Source organism: Bacteroides hominis, assembly GCF_033042785.2.
Taxonomy (GTDB): Bacteria; Bacteroidota; Bacteroidia; order Bacteroidales; family Bacteroidaceae; genus Bacteroides; species Bacteroides hominis.
The window spans coordinates 3,320,812-3,337,344 of record NZ_CP178829.1 but is presented as its reverse complement, the minus strand read 5'-3'; the positions used below and the strand labels follow the sequence as shown (position 1 = coordinate 3,337,344).

Genomic DNA, 16,533 nt, shown 5'->3' with positions numbered 1-16,533 from the left:
TCGTTCGTTCTACTCTCTTTCAATCTCGTGCCAGGTTAAACCTCACTCCGATATATCCCTTTGCTCCATGTACCGGTCCCCATATCATAGTCGAGTCAAAATGATCTCCCCAAGGATTGGCTGCATCGATAATCGGATTCTTTTGTTTGAAATTTGTCAGGTTCTCACCTCCAATGTATACCGACCAGCGTCGGAAATAGCGCGTCACCTGTGCACTAAGCTGACTAAAGCCTTTATAACGGGCATCCCACGAAGGAGTGCCGTCAGCAAGTGTATACGGATCGGGCATACGTCCTCCTCCATTCATCTGCCAGGTGGCATCAAACTGCCACAAGCCCAGCGGAGTCTGATAAGAAGCGGTTACAAGTCCTTTGTATTTCCCGGTCAGCGGCTTCTCCATCAACCGATGATTGTAAGTCGTCTTGGCGTCTGTCCAACGATAGGCAGCTGTCAGCGAAAAACCCTGAAAGAACGGATAGGTAGCCTCCACCTGAAACACTTGTGAATACGACCGTCCGTCGAGATTGTAGAACGCCACCTCATGGGGATTCGTATCCATATCGACAACGACCTGTTTCAGGAAGTCGGTGTAATAGTATTCCAGATTCAGGTTCAGCGTTTTCCCGAAAAGCGGAATGTAACCCGATATACTTGCGCCATAGTTCCACGCTTCTTCCTGGTCGAGGTGACCGGCAATACTTACCTTCCGGCTACTTGCCATCAGATAATTGTTTTCGGCAAGCACGTGATTCGTACGATACCCTTTTCCGGCAGAAAGACGGAAATGAACAAAGTCATTGGGGTTGTATTTAATGTGGGCACGTGGAGTCACGAAAAAGCCGTACTCACTGCTATGGTCGCCACGAAGTCCGGCCATCACCACCAGTTTATTCTCCAGATTAAAAGTGTACTGCGCATAAGCTCCTCCTACCGATTCGCGTGCAAAAGCCTTCGTCAACGGAGTGTCAGCATTGTTGGTCAAACGGTAATGCTGGTCATATCCGTCATAATTATAACTGAATCCCGCCGAAAGACTGTGTTGCTTTGTAAATTCGGTTTCAAACATCAGCGAAGCATAAGCGTTGGACTGGTCAACATCATAAATCTTACGTCCATAAAGCGCATCCTGGTTGTGCAGCGTACCGGACAGAATCAGCGCAAGATTCGTATTCTTCTCCTTATTAAATATATAGGCATTCTTGGCAAAAGCCTCGTAACGGCGGGTTTCAATATCGATAGCATAGCGATCGGCTGCCGGCACGCCGCTATGACTCACCTGACCGCCTTTTCTGCTTTCGTCCAGCGCTTTGATGCCTGCCTGAAACACATAGTGGTCACCCATATAGGCCCAGCGGTTCCAAAAATTATACTGCTCTATCCGGGGAATATCGGCAAAGCCGTCATCGTTGCCGTCATGTGCTTTCGTTTCATTTTCGTAATGTGCCAGCAACGAAGTACTCCATCGTTTGGAAAGTTTCACCGTGGCATCCGCATTCGCCTCATAACGATTGGTGGTACTGGCAAAAAGATTGGCCGAAACCCAATCCGCCTCAGGTAGTTGCGGCTTCTTAAATTCAACATTGATCTGTCCGGTAAGGGCTTCATAACCATTCTTCACGGACGAAATCCCCTTGGATACTTGTATGCTGTGCATCCAGGGACCGGGAACATAACCCAACCCGTAAGGAGAAGCAGCACCGCGATAGTTCGGAATATTCTCGGTCAGCATCTGTACATAAGTTCCCGATAGTCCGAGCAACTTGATCTGCTTCGCTCCGGTAGCGGCATCCGAATAGCTGACGTCCACTGAAGGATTGGTGACAAAACTCTCACCAAGATTGCAACATGCTGCACGACAGAGCTCGTCACTGGTAATGATCTCTTCGTTCATCACGCTGTTGCGCAGCTTCAGTGTGCTCAACTTACGACTGACAATATTCACTTCACTCAGTTCCATCCCCTCGCGAAGTACTACGTCCAGAACGGCGTTCTTGTCTTTCACTTGTATGGTATCGTTTTCGTAACCTACAAAACTTACAATGAGATGACTGCCCCTGTCGGGTTTGGATATGGAAAAAGTACCGTCCTCACGAGTGGCTACCCCACCGGGAATATTCTTCCAGAAAACGTTGGCACCGATAATCGGTTCGCCGGCCTGATCTTTCACCGTACCGCTCACTTGCGCTTGTACAGTCAGACTGCCGAGAAGCAGTCCGGTCAATAATATATATTTCATTAAATAACTTCGTTTGTCTTTTTTATTTGGTTTATATTCAATAAGAAATAAGTAGGATTCACCACAGATTACACAGAAGAACACAAGTTGTCCCGCTTCAATAATCAACGGTATTACCCCTTAAATAGTGAAAGCCTGTGCAATCTGTGATGCAATCCAAACAGTAAAATATTGAAGAAACTAAATAAGCAAGGTAGAATAAAGAGCTAAATAATGCCGGGAACTGGTTTTAGGTGGCGGTACTACATAAGGAGTTTCCAACACCCCGTCACGGAAAAGCGCACACAGCAGATCCGATACCTGGTCGCAAAGGAATACGCTGACAGGAGCAGGGACAGAAGATTCGAACGCCTGCTTCACCAGGTCAAGTTTATAGATAGTCGCCGTACATCCCTCACCCCGGCACGATTTATGGAATTCAAAATCGAACTTATCACAGAAGCCGCATTTGTCGGCACAACAGCAATTTGCCGTCTCACAACCACTGCAACAATATTGAACGACAGAGACTCCCGCCCCTACATACACTATAAGGAGGGAAAGAATAACAGCGAGTATATAGCGGAATCTCTTCATAACGGTTGCAAAGATAAGCAGATTTAACCAGCTCTCCTCATTCTTTTTTCTTTTTTTATGCTGCCGATTCACTAATATGAACTATATTTGTCGATAGTGAACGATTATATAAATGTTGAATTTAAAGAAGAACCCCTTATGAAAAAACAATATGTCAGTCTGCTTGCGATAATACTTGCTACAAGTGGCTTTTTATTTTCTTGTGGTGACAAGATGAATAAGAATACCGGTGCGCTGGAATTCGACAGCATACAAGTGAACGAAACGGCACATCTCTTCGGAGATACGGCAAAGCCGGCATGTAACCTGACCATCAATTTCACGTATCCGGTGAAGTCATCGGACAACAAATTGAAGGATAGCCTGAACAGCTACTTTATAGCTGCCTGCTTCGGAGAAGGATATATCGGTGAAAAACCGGCAAAGGTGGTAAAGGAATATACTGAACATTACGTAAAGGAATATCGCACAGACCTTGAACCCATGTATGCCGAAGACGAAAAGAACAAAGAAAGCGAAGGGTCCATCGGCGCATGGTATTCGTATTATAAAGGAATAGAGAGCCACGTGCAACTCTATTATAAGAACCTGTTGGTTTATCGCATCAACTACAATGAATATACCGGAGGCGCGCATGGCATTTACATGACAACCTTCCTCAATATGGATCTGATAAACCTGCGTCCACTGAAGCTGGATGACATTTTCACAGGTGATTATAAGGAAGCACTGACCGACCTGTTATGGAACCAGCTGATGGCAGACAAAAAAGTAACGACCCATGAAGCACTTGAAGATATGGGCTACGGTTCTACCGGAGATATCGCCCCGACAGAAAACTTCTACCTCGACAAAGACGGCATTACCTTCTATTATAATGTATACGACATCACTCCGTATGCCATGGGACCGGTAGAAATTAAGATTCCATACGAGATGATGGAGCACATGCTGGGCAGCAACCCGATCATCGGAGAGATGAAAGCTCAATAGATTAACCCTTTTTATTAAAATACAGATATATTACAACCTTATGGATACAACAGAACAAACTTCCTCCCTCCCCTCTACCGGAGGGGAAACCGGAGTGGAGCTTCTTCTTAAATACTTTCCTGACTTGACGGAAGAGCAACGCAAACAATTCGCAGCTCTTTACGAACTTTACATTGACTGGAATTCTAAAATCAACGTAATCTCGCGCAAAGACATCGAAAACTTGTACGAACATCATGTGCTCCATTCACTGGGAATTGCCCGTGTCATTCGTTTCCGTCCGGGTAGCAAAGTTATGGATCTTGGCACCGGAGGCGGATTCCCCGGTATCCCGCTGGCTATTCTTTTTCCGGATACAAAGTTTCACTTGGTGGACAGCATTGGAAAGAAAGTACGTGTAGCAACCGAAGTGGCCAATGCCATCGGTCTAAAGAACGTCACTTTCCGTCATGCCAGAGCCGAGGAGGAAAAACAAACATTCGACTTTGTCGTAAGCCGTGCCGTGATGCCCCTGGCCGATTTGATAAAGATAATCCGGAAGAACATTTCGTCCAAACAGCAGAATGCCCTCCCCAACGGGTTAATCTGCCTGAAAGGCGGCGAGTTGGAACATGAAGCAATGCCGTTCAAGCACAAGACAACCATGCATAGCCTGAGTGAGGATTTCGACGAAGAGTTTTTCCAGACCAAGAAAGTGGTATATGTAACGATTTAAACGATCAAACAACATAGTCATGAAAATAAAGAGATTTGAGTTCAATATGTTTCCCGTAAACTGCTATGTGTTATGGGATGAAACGAACGAGGCAGTCGTGATAGACCCAGGCTGCTTTTATGACGAAGAGAAACAAGCTTTAAAGAACTTCATCGTCACCAACCATCTGAACGTAAAACATCTGCTGAACACTCACTTACATCTGGATCACATCTTCGGTAATCCATTCATGCTCCGTGAGTTCGGACTATCTGCCGAAGCAAACCAGGCGGACGAGTACTGGATAGACGAAGCTCCCAAGCAGAGCCGCATGTTTGGTTTTCAGCTGAACGAGGCACCTGTGCCATTGGGAAAATACCTGCATGACGGGGATATCATAACTTTTGGAAATACAACGCTGGAGGCAATCCATGTACCCGGACACTCTCCCGGAAGTCTTGTATATTATTGCCAGGCAGAAAACTGCATGTTTTCAGGAGATGTATTGTTTCAGGGAAGCATCGGCCGGGCAGACCTGACCGGAGGCAACTTTGATGAACTGAAAGAGCATATTTGTAGCCGACTGTTCGTGCTGCCCAACGAAACAATCGTTTATCCGGGGCACGGCGCACCGACTACCATTGGGATAGAGAAGGCGGAAAATCCGTTCTTCAGGTAAGAGAATATCAACAAACCTTATTATAAATAAATCATTAATAACATGAAAACCGATTTATTAGCCTGCCGTCACATCGGCGTCAACAAAGCGGATGCCGAAGTAATGCTCCGGAAAATTGGAGTTGGTTCGCTCGACGAACTGATTGATAAAACCATTCCAGCCAATATCCGGCTCAAAGCACCTCTGGCACTGCCTGCGCCGATGACCGAATATGAATTTGCCCGCCACATTGCCGAGTTGGCAAGCAAAAACAAGTTGTTCACGACCTATATCGGCATGGGGTGGTACAACACAATCACTCCGGCAGTCATCCAACGCAACGTCTTCGAAAACCCCGTCTGGTATACTTCCTATACTCCTTACCAGACAGAAGTTTCGCAAGGCAGACTGGAAGCTTTAATGAATTTCCAAACCTCCGTATGCGACTTGACTGCCATGCCATTGGCCAACTGCTCTCTGCTTGATGAAGCAACCGCCGCTGCCGAAGCTGTGACAATGATGTACGCTCTGCGTTCACGCAACCAGCAAAAATCCGGAGCCAATGTGGTATTTATCGACGAGAACATCTTCCCACAAACCCTGGCTGTCATCACTACCCGAGCCATCCCGCAAGGAATTGAAATCCGTACCGGAAAGTTCCATGAACTTGAATTTACAGACGATCTCTTTGCCTGCGTCTTACAGTATCCCAATGCGAATGGTAATGCGGAAGATTACCGTGAGTTTACGGAAAAAGCACATGCAGCCAACTGCAAAGTGGCTGTAGCCACCGACATCCTGAGCCTCGCCCTGCTTACACCTCCGGGAGAATGGGGGGCAGACATCGTATTCGGCACTACACAGCGTTTGGGTACTCCGATGTTCTACGGTGGTCCCTCGGCTGGCTATTTCGCTACCCGCGACGAATACAAACGTAACATGCCGGGACGTATCATCGGATGGTCAAAAGACAAGTATGGCAAACTCTGTTACCGCATGGCACTCCAGACGCGCGAACAGCATATCAAACGGGAAAAGGCGACCTCAAATATTTGTACCGCACAGGCATTACTGGCTACGATGGCCGGATTCTATACCGTCTATCATGGACAGGAAGGTATCCGTAACATTGCTTCACGCATCCATAGCATCGCTGCTTTCCTTGAAAAAAATATCGGAAAACTGGGATATAAGCAGGTAAACAAACAATACTTTGATACCCTCCGCTTTATCTTGCCCGATAGCATCTCAGCACAGCAAATCCGCACCATCGCTTTAAGCAAAGAGGTGAATCTGCGCTACTTTGATAATGGCGATGTAGGCTTGAGCATTGACGAAACGACCGATATAGCAGCCGTTAACGTCCTATTGTCTATCTTTGCTATTGCTGCCGGAAAAGACTTCCAGAAAGTGGATGACGTACCCGAAACAAGTACCATCAGCAAAGAACTGAAACGCCAGAGCCCCTATCTGACACACGAAGTATTCTCTAAATATCACACGGAAACGGAAATGATGCGCTACATCAAGCGCCTTGACCGCAAAGATATTTCACTGGCACAGTCAATGATTTCACTTGGCTCCTGCACCATGAAGTTGAATGCAGCTGCCGAAATGCTACCGTTGAGTTGTGCCGAGTTCATGTGCATGCATCCGCTTGTTCCGGAAGACCAGGCTGCCGGTTACCGCGAACTGATCCACAACCTGAGCGAAGAGTTAAAGGTTATCACCGGGTTTGCCGGAGTGAGCCTGCAACCCAATTCCGGTGCTGCCGGTGAATACGCCGGACTACGCACCATCCGCGCTTATCTTGAAAGCATCGGACAAGGACACCGGAACAAAGTATTAATCCCTGCATCTGCCCACGGGACCAATCCGGCATCTGCCATACAAGCAGGCTTCACTACCGTGACTTGCGCTTGCGATGAACACGGAAACGTAGACATGGACGATCTCCGCGCCAAAGCTGAAGAAAACAAGGAGGATCTGGCTGCGTTAATGATCACCTATCCCTCCACACATGGTATCTTCGAAACGGAAATTGTGGAAATCTGCCAGATCATTCACGATTGCGGAGCACAGGTATATATGGATGGCGCCAACATGAATGCTCAGGTAGGATTAACGAATCCGGGATTTATCGGTGCAGATGTTTGCCACCTGAATCTGCACAAAACATTTGCTTCTCCTCACGGTGGCGGCGGTCCCGGTGTAGGCCCGATCTGTGTAGCCGAGCATCTGGTACCATTCCTTCCGGGACACGGACTGTTCGGAAACTCACAGAACGAGGTTTCTGCCGCTCCATTTGGCAGTGCAGGCATTCTGCCCATCACTTACGGCTATATCCGCATGATGGGAACCGAAGGACTGACAATGGCAACCAAAATAGCAATCCTGAATGCCAACTATCTGGCAGCCTGTCTGAAAGATACATATGGCATCGTATACCGGGGAGCCAATGGCTTTGTGGGACACGAAATGATCCTGGAATGTCGGAAAGTATATGAAGAGACAGGTATCAGTGAAAATGATATTGCCAAACGTCTGATGGATTATGGCTATCATGCTCCTACCCTCTCCTTCCCGGTTCACGGCACACTGATGATTGAACCGACTGAAAGTGAGAGCCTCGCCGAATTGGATAACTTCATCCATACGATGTTGACCATCTGGAATGAAATTCAGGAAGTGAAGAACGGTGAAGCCGATAAGGGGGACAATGTGCTTATAAATGCTCCACACCCCGAGTATGAAGTAGTAAGCGACCGGTGGGAACACTGCTATACGCGTGAAAAAGCTGCATACCCGATAGAAAGTGTACGTGAAAATAAGTTTTGGGTGAATGTAGCCCGTGTCGATAATACATTGGGCGACCGCAAACTATTGCCGACATGCTACGGCTGTTTCGACTGAAATTAATTTGATTCACCACAGAGTTCACAGAGTATCACAGAGTTTATCTCTTGTAATTTCTACTCCGTGATACCCTGTGTTACTCTGTGGTGAATTTAAACTTGAATCCGATACTCTATTCCACAATGGTTATTGTACCTTCTTTCACCGTTTTTTCCTTCAACGATACACCTTCTGCCTGATATCCCAAAGCTATGCAACCGTAAACTTTATGGTTCTCGGGTACTCCAAGAGAGGTCAGATACGCCCGGACTTCCGGATCATCGCAAGTCGTCCCGAGTTGATTGATCCAGCAAGAACCGATGCCCAAAGAACGGGCTGCCAAAAACATATTCTCAATGGCACAGGCACAGTCCATCCCGGCCCACCACTGGGTAGGGTCATTAGAAACAATGACCAAACTCGGAGCATGATAATAACAACAATAAGTCTCACTATGTCCACGCTCCTGAAGACGCTTGTCGTCACTTTTAGCAAATGCTCCCTTGATACGATTGTTCAGTTCTTCAAGTTTCGCCGCATTACGGACTGCCGTAAAATGCCACGTTTCATAATGCATGCCGCTCGGTGCATAGGTAGCTGCCTCCAGTATGGCATTCAAGTCTTCCGACGGTACCTGCTTTTTATCATAGACACGCACACTGCGGCGTGCCTTAATCGTTTCTAAAACTTCATTGGTTTTCATCATGAATATCTATTAATATTGTATTCCTTATCTTTTAATTAAACCAATCTTGGCATTCAGTTTGAAATAGTATACACCATTCTCCCTTTCAAGGAATCCATACTTATCTTTATCAACCGATCCTTTTTCAAGACGTGAATTCAGATAAAGGAAGTCTTCAAACGTTTTCTTTTCCGACTTATGATAGCACAACACCTCGCCACTGCCATCAACCAGTAATATACCTTCAACAGCCGAGTCCGTCCCGTTGTATATCTTTGCCGGGCGCATACCCAAAGCGAGCGCCAATAAGAATTGCTTCATTTTAAATTCATAAAAACCATGCTTACTGATCAACTCTTCTTTTATCTTGAGAGGATTTACTGTCTTCATCAGTTCGGTCAGTTCACTGATACGTGTGATGCCGTCCAGATGCATCGTACGCACCATCTCTGCCAACACACGGGGAAAATGCAAGTCAATCATCAGCAAGTTACAGCGAAACACACGGTCTGCCACATCCGAGTATTTCAACACGCCTCCCAGACGTTCGATCATCATCATGCGCTCGGCAACCTCCGTAGGCGATTCGGGAAGGGCATTAATTTTATTTACGGTAGGTGCAGCAAACTTTACACCGGATTGCTCCAATTTCAGGTTTGCAGCACGTCCCCCATCCAGCAACGGATTCATCGCACTCAGACGCGAACGGACATTGAAACCGGCTAACGGAGCTTCGGGATGCCAAAAGGCGATTGAGAAATCGGTACGATCTTCCGTCCGTGCTTCAAGATCAAAGATTCCGGCTTCGTCCAAAAACTCCTCCACCCCATCGGGAGAAGTGACTTCATCGGTAGACGAACCTTTTATCGCATTCAGAATCAGGTCAGCCACCGTTGCAAAATCTTCGCGGGGCAAGCTTTTTCCGACTTTCTCACCTTCCATCCGGATATCTTCTCCTTCGATATAATAACACCGGGTGCCATCATGCTCCTCACGCTGAATCATCGCAATGGGCCAGCACTTTTCATCTTCTTTCTTTGCTTGTGGAGTTCCGAGAGAAACTTTTCCGTCCGCCAGCAGACGAAAAAAAACATATAGCTCACTCCACTCTCTTTTTGTTGCTTCAAATGCCATTCTATCTATCTTTTTATTATGTGTGGGAAGAAAACCTCCCCCCTGTCTTATTTCTTTCTCTTATTCATTTCCTTCTTCTTCATCTAAAATACGTGCAGTTTCCACTTTTTCCAACCGAGACCTTAAGCGAGGCATCGCCGACTGTCGGATGCGAAGTGTCATGCTGCAATCCATATCATACGACTGGGAGAGAATTTCCGGTTCCTCCTCTTTCACAATCCGCATCACATCGTTCATAAACGGATATTCAAAAAGCACGGTTACTTCTTCATCCACCGTTTTCTCTACAACAGTGGCAGCGGCAATAGCCTCCGCGGCGGCGGCTTTATAAGCCACAATCAATCCACTGGTTCCCAACTTGATTCCCCCGAAATAACGAACCACGATAATCAGAATATCCGTCAGTTCGTTGGAATTAATTTGTCCCAGAATCGGTTTGCCGGCCGTACCGGAAGGTTCTCCGTTGTCGTTTGCACGAAAGTTTTTACGTTCGTGCCCCAACATATAGGCATAACAGACGTGACGGGCATCGTAATATTTCTTCTGATACGTCTCCAGATGATTCTTAATCTCTTCCAATGTACGCACCGGAAGAGCGATGGCAATGAACTTACTACGCTTCTCGGTATAGGTACCTTCTGAAACTTCAGTGATGGTTTTGTATGTATCTTCTGACATGATATCCGGAATCATTTTTAGTGGTTCAGGCTATACCTAACAACTGTACTTCAAAAACCAGGGTCGAAAAAGCCGGAATAGGACCACTGGTACGTGTCCCATACCCCATGGTATACGGGATGTAAATTATCCAACGATCTCCCACCCGCATTTTCTGCAAAGCGATCTGCCATCCCTCGATGACCTCACTCAAACGGAAAGCTTCGGGACAGTTCCGTTTCCAGGAATTATCAAATTCCCGTCCATTGATCAGTGTCCCCCTGTAATGGACAGACACCACACTGCCGGGCCGAGGAGTAGCGGTACCACTACCTTCCTCCAAAACCTTATATAATATGCCACAAGGCAATTCGCATACATCCGCTTCGGCACGTAATGCCTGCATGAATTGCTCGTTCTGCAACTTGTATTCTTCTTTTCGTCCCATAGATCTATTCAGATAATAATTACTTCGGTCACAAAGATACGGAAAAACGTACATATTTGGATAGCCCGGAATGCAAAACGAGGATGTTCCTCTGTTTTAGAGTAACATCCTCGTTCTTTTTCTACATCGATACGCTCTTTATTCCAACTCGTGTATCACCAGTCCGGAACGCAGTTTCGGCTCGAACCAAGTGGTTTTCGGAGGCATAATGTTTCCCGTATCGGCAATATCCATCAGTTGCTTCATTGAAACGGGATAAAGGGCCAGTGCCACTTTCATCTCTCCGCTATCCACCCGTCTGCCCAGCTCACCCAAGCCACGGATACCTCCCACAAAATCGATCCGTTTGTCCGAACGCAAATCTTTGATACCCAGAATTTCATCCAGAATCAGATTGGAAGAGATCGTCACGTCCAATACCCCAATGGGATCATTGTCGTCATAAGTTCCCGGTTTGGCTGTCAGGCTATACCATTTACCTTCCAGATAAAGGGCAAAATTATGCAATGCAGCGGGTTTATAAATCTCTTTCCCCTTCTCCTCTACCACAAAATTCTTTTCAAGAGCAGTCAGGAATTCGGCAGGTGTCAGACCATTAAGATCTTTCACCACCCGGTTGTAATCAATAATAGTCAACTGGTTCGCCGGAAAACATACAGCCATGAAGTAATTATATTCTTCGTCTCCGCGATGACCGGGATTCTGTTTCGCCTTCTCGGCTCCAACCAGAGCGGCAGCGGCCGAACGATGGTGTCCGTCGGCAATATAAAGTGCCGGCATAGCAGCAAACTCTTTTGTGATCACAGCAATGTCATCGTTATCATCAATCACCCAGAAAGTATGCCCGAATCCGTCACCGGGAGCAATAAAGTCGTATACCGGTTTTTGAGCCGTATACTTCCGGATGATAGTGTCGAGCACTGCATTATCGGGATAAGCAAAGAATACCGGTTCGATATTGGCATTGTTCACACGAACATGCTTCATACGGTCTTCTTCCTTATCACGCCGGGTCAGTTCATGCTTTTTGATAACGCCGTTCATGTAATCGGGCACATAAGCGCCTACCACCAGTCCGTACTGCGTCTTGCCGTTCATGGTCTGGGCATAGATGTAATAATTCTCTTTATCATCCTGCACCAACCACCCTTTATCGCGAAACAGACGGAAGTTTTCTGCCGCCTTGGTATAGACTTTCTCGTCGTGTTCGTCTGTTCCGACCGGAAAATCTATTTCAGGTTTAATGATATGATACAGTGATTTCTCGTTTCCGGCAGCTTCTGCACGAGCCTCTTCTGAGTTCAACACATCATACGGACGTGATGCGACCTGTTCTACCAAGTCCTGTGGAGGGCGGATGCCTTTAAATGGTTTTATTGTTGCCATAAAACTGGGGATTATTTGTTCACTCTAAATTTTTCGCAACCCTCTTTCAGGAAGCCTACAATCTGTTTCGCCGCAGCAATACCTGCATTGATATTTGCCTCGGCAGTCTGAGCACCCATCTTCTTCGGTGTTGAGAAATAACGTCCGGCAAAGAGTTCGGTAAACTTCGCATTGGCAGCAGGCATAATATCGGTGATGTATTTAAAGTCCGGACGTTCTTCCATCAGCTGAATCAGTTCATCCTCATTGATCACCTCTTTACGGGCCGTATTGACCAAAATAGCTCCTTTCGGCATATTCTTCAGTAAATCACGGTTAATGGAATTCTTTGTTTCGGCTGTAGCCGGAATATGCAGTGAGACGATATTACAAATTTTGTAAAGTTCTTCGGCCGAGTCGACGGCTTTCACTCCATCTTTTTCAATCACATCTTTCGGGCAGAAAGCATCGTAAGCGTAAAGCTCCATGCCGAATCCTTTGGCAATACGTGCCACATTGCGTCCCACATTGCCATAAGCGTGGATACCCAGTTTCTTTCCCATCAGTTCCGTACCCGACGTTCCATTATAGAAATTGCGGACGGCATAAACGAGCAGCCCGAACACCAATTCGGCCACGGCATTCGAATTCTGCCCCGGAGTGTTCATTACGCACACACCGTGTGCGGTAGCGGCGTTTAAGTCCACATTGTCATATCCGGCACCTGCACGGACTACTATTTTCAATTCCTTCGCAGCCTCAAGCACTTCCGCATCGATGATATCGCTGCGAATGATAATGGCATTCGCATCTTTCACCGCATCAAGTAATTGAGCCTTATCTGTATATTTCTCAAGCAGAGCCAATTCGAATCCGGCTCCTTCTATTTCTTTCTTTATACCATCTACGGCAATTTTGGCAAATGGTTTTTCGGTTGCAACAAGTACTTTCATTTCCTTTGTTATGTTTTGGGGATAATTCACCACAGAGGGACACAGATTTGTCTTTCTTCTTCAATTATGGCACTCTGTGGTGAAATCACATTATTAATGAAGTTTCTCAAATTCCTGCATGCAGTCAATCAGCGCCTGTACACTTTCCTTCGGCATCGCATTATAACAAGATGCACGGAAACCACCTACAGAACGGTGTCCTTTAATGCCGGACATACCTTTGTCCGTAGCGAATTTCAGGAAATCGGCTTCAAGATCTTTGTATTCCGGTGCCATTACGAAACAGATATTCATGCGTGAGCGGTCCTCTTTAGCAGCCGTTCCCACAAACATCTTGTTGCGGTCTATCTCGGCATACAGCATATCTGCCTTTTCGGTAGCCCGGCGATCCATCTCTTTCACGCCACCCTGAGCTTTGATCCAGCGCAAAGTCTGCATCGCAGAATATATAGGCAATACGGGAGGTGTATTAAACATAGATCCGCCGTCAATATGGGTTTTGTAATTCAACATACTCGGGATGTAACGTGACACTTTGCCCACTGCATCGTCCTTTACGATAACAAAAGTGACACCGGACGGAGCCAGATTCTTCTGTGCACCACCATAGATACAGATGTACTTCGAAACATCTACCGGACGAGAGAAAATATCAGATGACATATCGGCAACCATCGGAATCGGTGAATCGAGATCTCCCTTCAACTCTGTACCATAAATCGTGTTGTTGGTTGTCACATGGAAATAGTCTGCATCAGCAGGTATGGTAAAGTCTTTAGGGATAAACGTATAGTTTGCGTCAGCCGAAGAAGCTACCTCAACCACTTCGCCAAACCCTTTCGCTTCTTTCATCGCTTTCTTCGCCCAAACACCGGTGTTCAGGTAAGCAGCTTTCTTTTCAAGGAAGTTGTAAGGTACCATACAGAACTGCATACTGGCACCACCGCCCAAAAAAAGTACCGAATACCCTTCGGGAATATTAAGTATTTCCTTAAACAAAGCTACGGCTTCGTCCATGACTGCCTGAAAATCTTTGCCTCGGTGGCTGACTTCCAAAACAGAAAGACCTGAACCGTTGAAATCGAGAATAGCTTTCGCTGTTTCTTCTATTACTTCGCGAGGGAGAATGGAAGGGCCTGCACTGAAATTATGCTTTTTCATTTGATGAGTGTTTTTGGTTATACAATTTCGTTATTTTATGTCTACTGACATGGCGAATTTACGAATTTATTTCCTCTCAACAAACGTTTCTCTATAAAATTACAATCTCAGAGGGCATTTATCTTACTTTTTAATGGTTTATGCAGGAATTATACACCATTTTGTTATCTATACATGCCAAGATGGTAGAAAAAAGTTCAAACTGATATTATTACAAGGCTATCTATTTTGAAATGAAAGAGAGAGTGACTAAAAAGTGAATATTTATAAGAAGAAGAGGCAAAGACCGTAAAGAACCGGGGGCGGACAACCGGAGCGCCAGGGTACAATGTTCGGAGCGCCGGGGTACAATGTTCGGAGCGCCGGGGTACAGTGCCCGGAGCGCCGGGATGTAGGGAAGGAAGAGCCGGGATCCGAAAAGCTGTTTCACCACAGATTTCACAGATTGACACAGATTGATGATTTACCTTATCAGCAATAAAACTAAAAGTAATCGGTGTAATATGCGGTGAATGTTTCTTGCAATCTCACCACTGAATTCACGGATTAACACAGATTGATGATTTACCTTATCAGCAATAAAACTAAAAGTAATCGATGTAATCTGCGGTGAATGTTTCTTGCGATCTCACCACTAAATTCACAGATTGACACAGATTGATGATTTACCTTATCAGCAATAAAACTAAAAGTAATCGGTGAAATCGGTGGTGCCGTGCCCCCTCTATCAAATAAATCCGTTTTAATCCGCCTCTTCAATCACCGTCTTCATCCCTTTGATCTTCTCACCGCGTATAAGCGTCAGCAATTGCTTGACCTTAGACCGCCGCACGGCTACAAAAGCATAATGGTCCTTCACATCGATTGCTCCAACGTCTTCACGCGCCAGATTTCCTTTCTTATAGAGGAATCCGGCAATATCGATCTTACTCAATTTGTCCTTCTTCCCTTTACCTATATAAATAGTTATCCACTGAGGTTTAGACGGACGGGGCGCGTTCTCCGGTAAGTCAAAGATATCGAGTTCCGAAGGTATATAATCCGGCACGCGTTCCTCCGGATTCAATATCAGATAAGAAGTACCCGTCGCATCCCAGCGGGCAGTACGTCCGTTACGATGAGTAAAAGCTTCTTCATTCACCGGGATATGATAATGGATGATATGCTCCACCTCCGGGATATCAAGTCCGCGGGCAGCCAAGTCTGTAGACACCAGCACCGGACAGCTGCCATTACGGAACTTATACAGTGCCCGTTCCCGATCCGGTTGCTCCATACCTCCATGAAAGCGTTCATTGGAAACTCCTTTTTCCGTTAGCAAGGCACTCACACGGTCCACCGCATCCCTGTGGTTACAGAAAACAATACTCGAACTGCTTCCCAACGTACAAAGCAACTTATAGAGGGTTTCTATCTTATCTTTAGCAGGCGAAACCACCTTCATCAACCGCAAACGTGATTCCTCCACATCGTTTGTCAGGAAATCAAGCTTTATCGTACGGTTCAGTCCTGTAAATTGCGGAATCTCTTCCGCATCTGTTGCCGAAGTCAGAAAACGCCGTTTCAAGTCGGGCAACTGTCCGATAACCGTTGCCATCTCTTCCTGAAAACCAAACTCCAGGCATTTATCAAATTCATCGATCACCAACAGGGCCACTGTGCTTGCATCGAAGTTCTGCTTGGAGAGATGGTCGTTCATACGGCCGGGCGTACCGATGATAACCTCCGGCTGCATTCCTTTCATCGTCCGATGCTCTTCCATTGCCGGACGTCCGCCATAACAACTCATTGCCTTGAACTCGGTTCCCATCGCCTTGAACACCTGCTCTATCTGCAACGCCAACTCGCGCGAAGGCACCAGCACCACAGCTTGTACTCCTTTCACATCAGCCCTCAGACTACCGACCAACGGTAACAAGAAAGCAAGGGTCTTGCCCGAACCTGTGGGCGAAAGCAATATCAGGTCTTCGCCACCTTTATTAAATGCCTCAATAGATGCTTCCTGCATCGGATTGAGCTGTTCTATTTTCAACCTATCGAGTATCTCCTTCAATCCATTCATTGTTTCTTCTTTCTCT

14 protein-coding genes are annotated in these 16,533 nt (G+C 46.3%); 4 read left to right on the top strand and 10 right to left on the bottom strand.

The window, feature by feature from the left end; translation table 11 throughout:
- Positions 1-19 precede the first annotated feature (19 nt).
- A complete protein-coding gene (locus R3O62_RS13890; RefSeq protein ID WP_032536132.1) occupies positions 20-2,236 on the bottom strand; it encodes a TonB-dependent receptor in 2,217 nt (738 codons plus the stop codon).
- Between the two features lie 180 nt (positions 2,237-2,416).
- A complete protein-coding gene (locus R3O62_RS13885; RefSeq protein WP_080720314.1) occupies positions 2,417-2,812 on the bottom strand; it encodes a hypothetical protein in 396 nt (131 codons plus the stop codon).
- Between the two features lie 138 nt (positions 2,813-2,950).
- Here R3O62_RS13885 and R3O62_RS13880 point away from each other — a divergent pair, with 138 nt between their 5' ends.
- The 4 genes from R3O62_RS13880 to gcvP all read left to right on the top strand — a co-directional run bounded on the left by R3O62_RS13880 (position 2,951) and on the right by gcvP (position 8,070).
- A complete protein-coding gene (locus R3O62_RS13880) occupies positions 2,951-3,805 on the top strand; it encodes an RsiV family protein (protein WP_005777018.1) in 855 nt (284 codons plus the stop codon).
- A 94-nt stretch (positions 3,806-3,899) separates the two neighbouring features.
- Complete coding sequence (rsmG, locus tag R3O62_RS13875; protein WP_005777016.1) at positions 3,900-4,520, top strand: 16S rRNA (guanine(527)-N(7))-methyltransferase RsmG; 621 nt, start codon at positions 3,900-3,902, stop codon at positions 4,518-4,520.
- Between the two features lie 19 nt (positions 4,521-4,539).
- Entirely contained in the window at positions 4,540-5,178 is a 639-nt protein-coding gene (locus R3O62_RS13870) for an MBL fold metallo-hydrolase (protein ID WP_005777014.1), read from the top strand.
- Between the two features lie 42 nt (positions 5,179-5,220).
- Entirely contained in the window at positions 5,221-8,070 is a 2,850-nt protein-coding gene (gene gcvP, locus R3O62_RS13865; protein ID WP_250716990.1) for an aminomethyl-transferring glycine dehydrogenase, read from the top strand.
- Between the two features lie 115 nt (positions 8,071-8,185).
- On the opposite strand, the gene R3O62_RS13860 is transcribed toward gcvP, so the two are convergent.
- The 8 genes from R3O62_RS13860 to R3O62_RS13825 all read right to left on the bottom strand — a co-directional run bounded on the left by R3O62_RS13860 (position 8,186) and on the right by R3O62_RS13825 (position 16,517).
- Positions 8,186-8,755, bottom strand: coding sequence for a nitroreductase family protein (locus R3O62_RS13860; RefSeq protein WP_032540654.1), 570 nt, complete (start codon positions 8,753-8,755; stop codon positions 8,186-8,188).
- 27 nt (positions 8,756-8,782) lie between these two features.
- Positions 8,783-9,871 carry an HpaII family restriction endonuclease gene (locus R3O62_RS13855; RefSeq protein ID WP_005805387.1) on the bottom strand — a complete coding sequence of 363 codons (1,089 nt, stop codon included), beginning with the start codon at positions 9,869-9,871 and terminating at the stop codon, positions 8,783-8,785.
- Between the two features lie 60 nt (positions 9,872-9,931).
- A complete protein-coding gene (locus R3O62_RS13850; RefSeq protein WP_022012706.1) occupies positions 9,932-10,549 on the bottom strand; it encodes an IMPACT family protein in 618 nt (205 codons plus the stop codon).
- Between the two features lie 25 nt (positions 10,550-10,574).
- Positions 10,575-10,976 carry an FKBP-type peptidyl-prolyl cis-trans isomerase gene (locus R3O62_RS13845; RefSeq protein WP_032530868.1) on the bottom strand — a complete coding sequence of 134 codons (402 nt, stop codon included), beginning with the start codon at positions 10,974-10,976 and terminating at the stop codon, positions 10,575-10,577.
- Between the two features lie 138 nt (positions 10,977-11,114).
- Positions 11,115-12,362: a DUF1015 domain-containing protein gene (locus tag R3O62_RS13840; protein ID WP_032536128.1), complete on the bottom strand. Its 1,248-nt coding sequence runs from the start codon at positions 12,360-12,362 to the stop codon at positions 11,115-11,117.
- An 11-nt stretch (positions 12,363-12,373) separates the two neighbouring features.
- Complete coding sequence (locus R3O62_RS13835; RefSeq protein WP_005777001.1) at positions 12,374-13,294, bottom strand: NAD(P)-dependent oxidoreductase; 921 nt, start codon at positions 13,292-13,294, stop codon at positions 12,374-12,376.
- A 93-nt stretch (positions 13,295-13,387) separates the two neighbouring features.
- On the bottom strand, positions 13,388-14,455 hold the full coding sequence (gene serC / locus R3O62_RS13830) for a 3-phosphoserine/phosphohydroxythreonine transaminase (RefSeq protein WP_005776999.1): 1,068 nt from the start codon (positions 14,453-14,455) through the stop codon (positions 13,388-13,390).
- A gap of 742 nt (positions 14,456-15,197) precedes the next feature.
- Complete coding sequence (locus R3O62_RS13825) at positions 15,198-16,517, bottom strand: DEAD/DEAH box helicase (RefSeq protein ID WP_022012704.1); 1,320 nt, start codon at positions 16,515-16,517, stop codon at positions 15,198-15,200.
- Between the last annotated feature and the right edge of the window lie 16 nt (positions 16,518-16,533).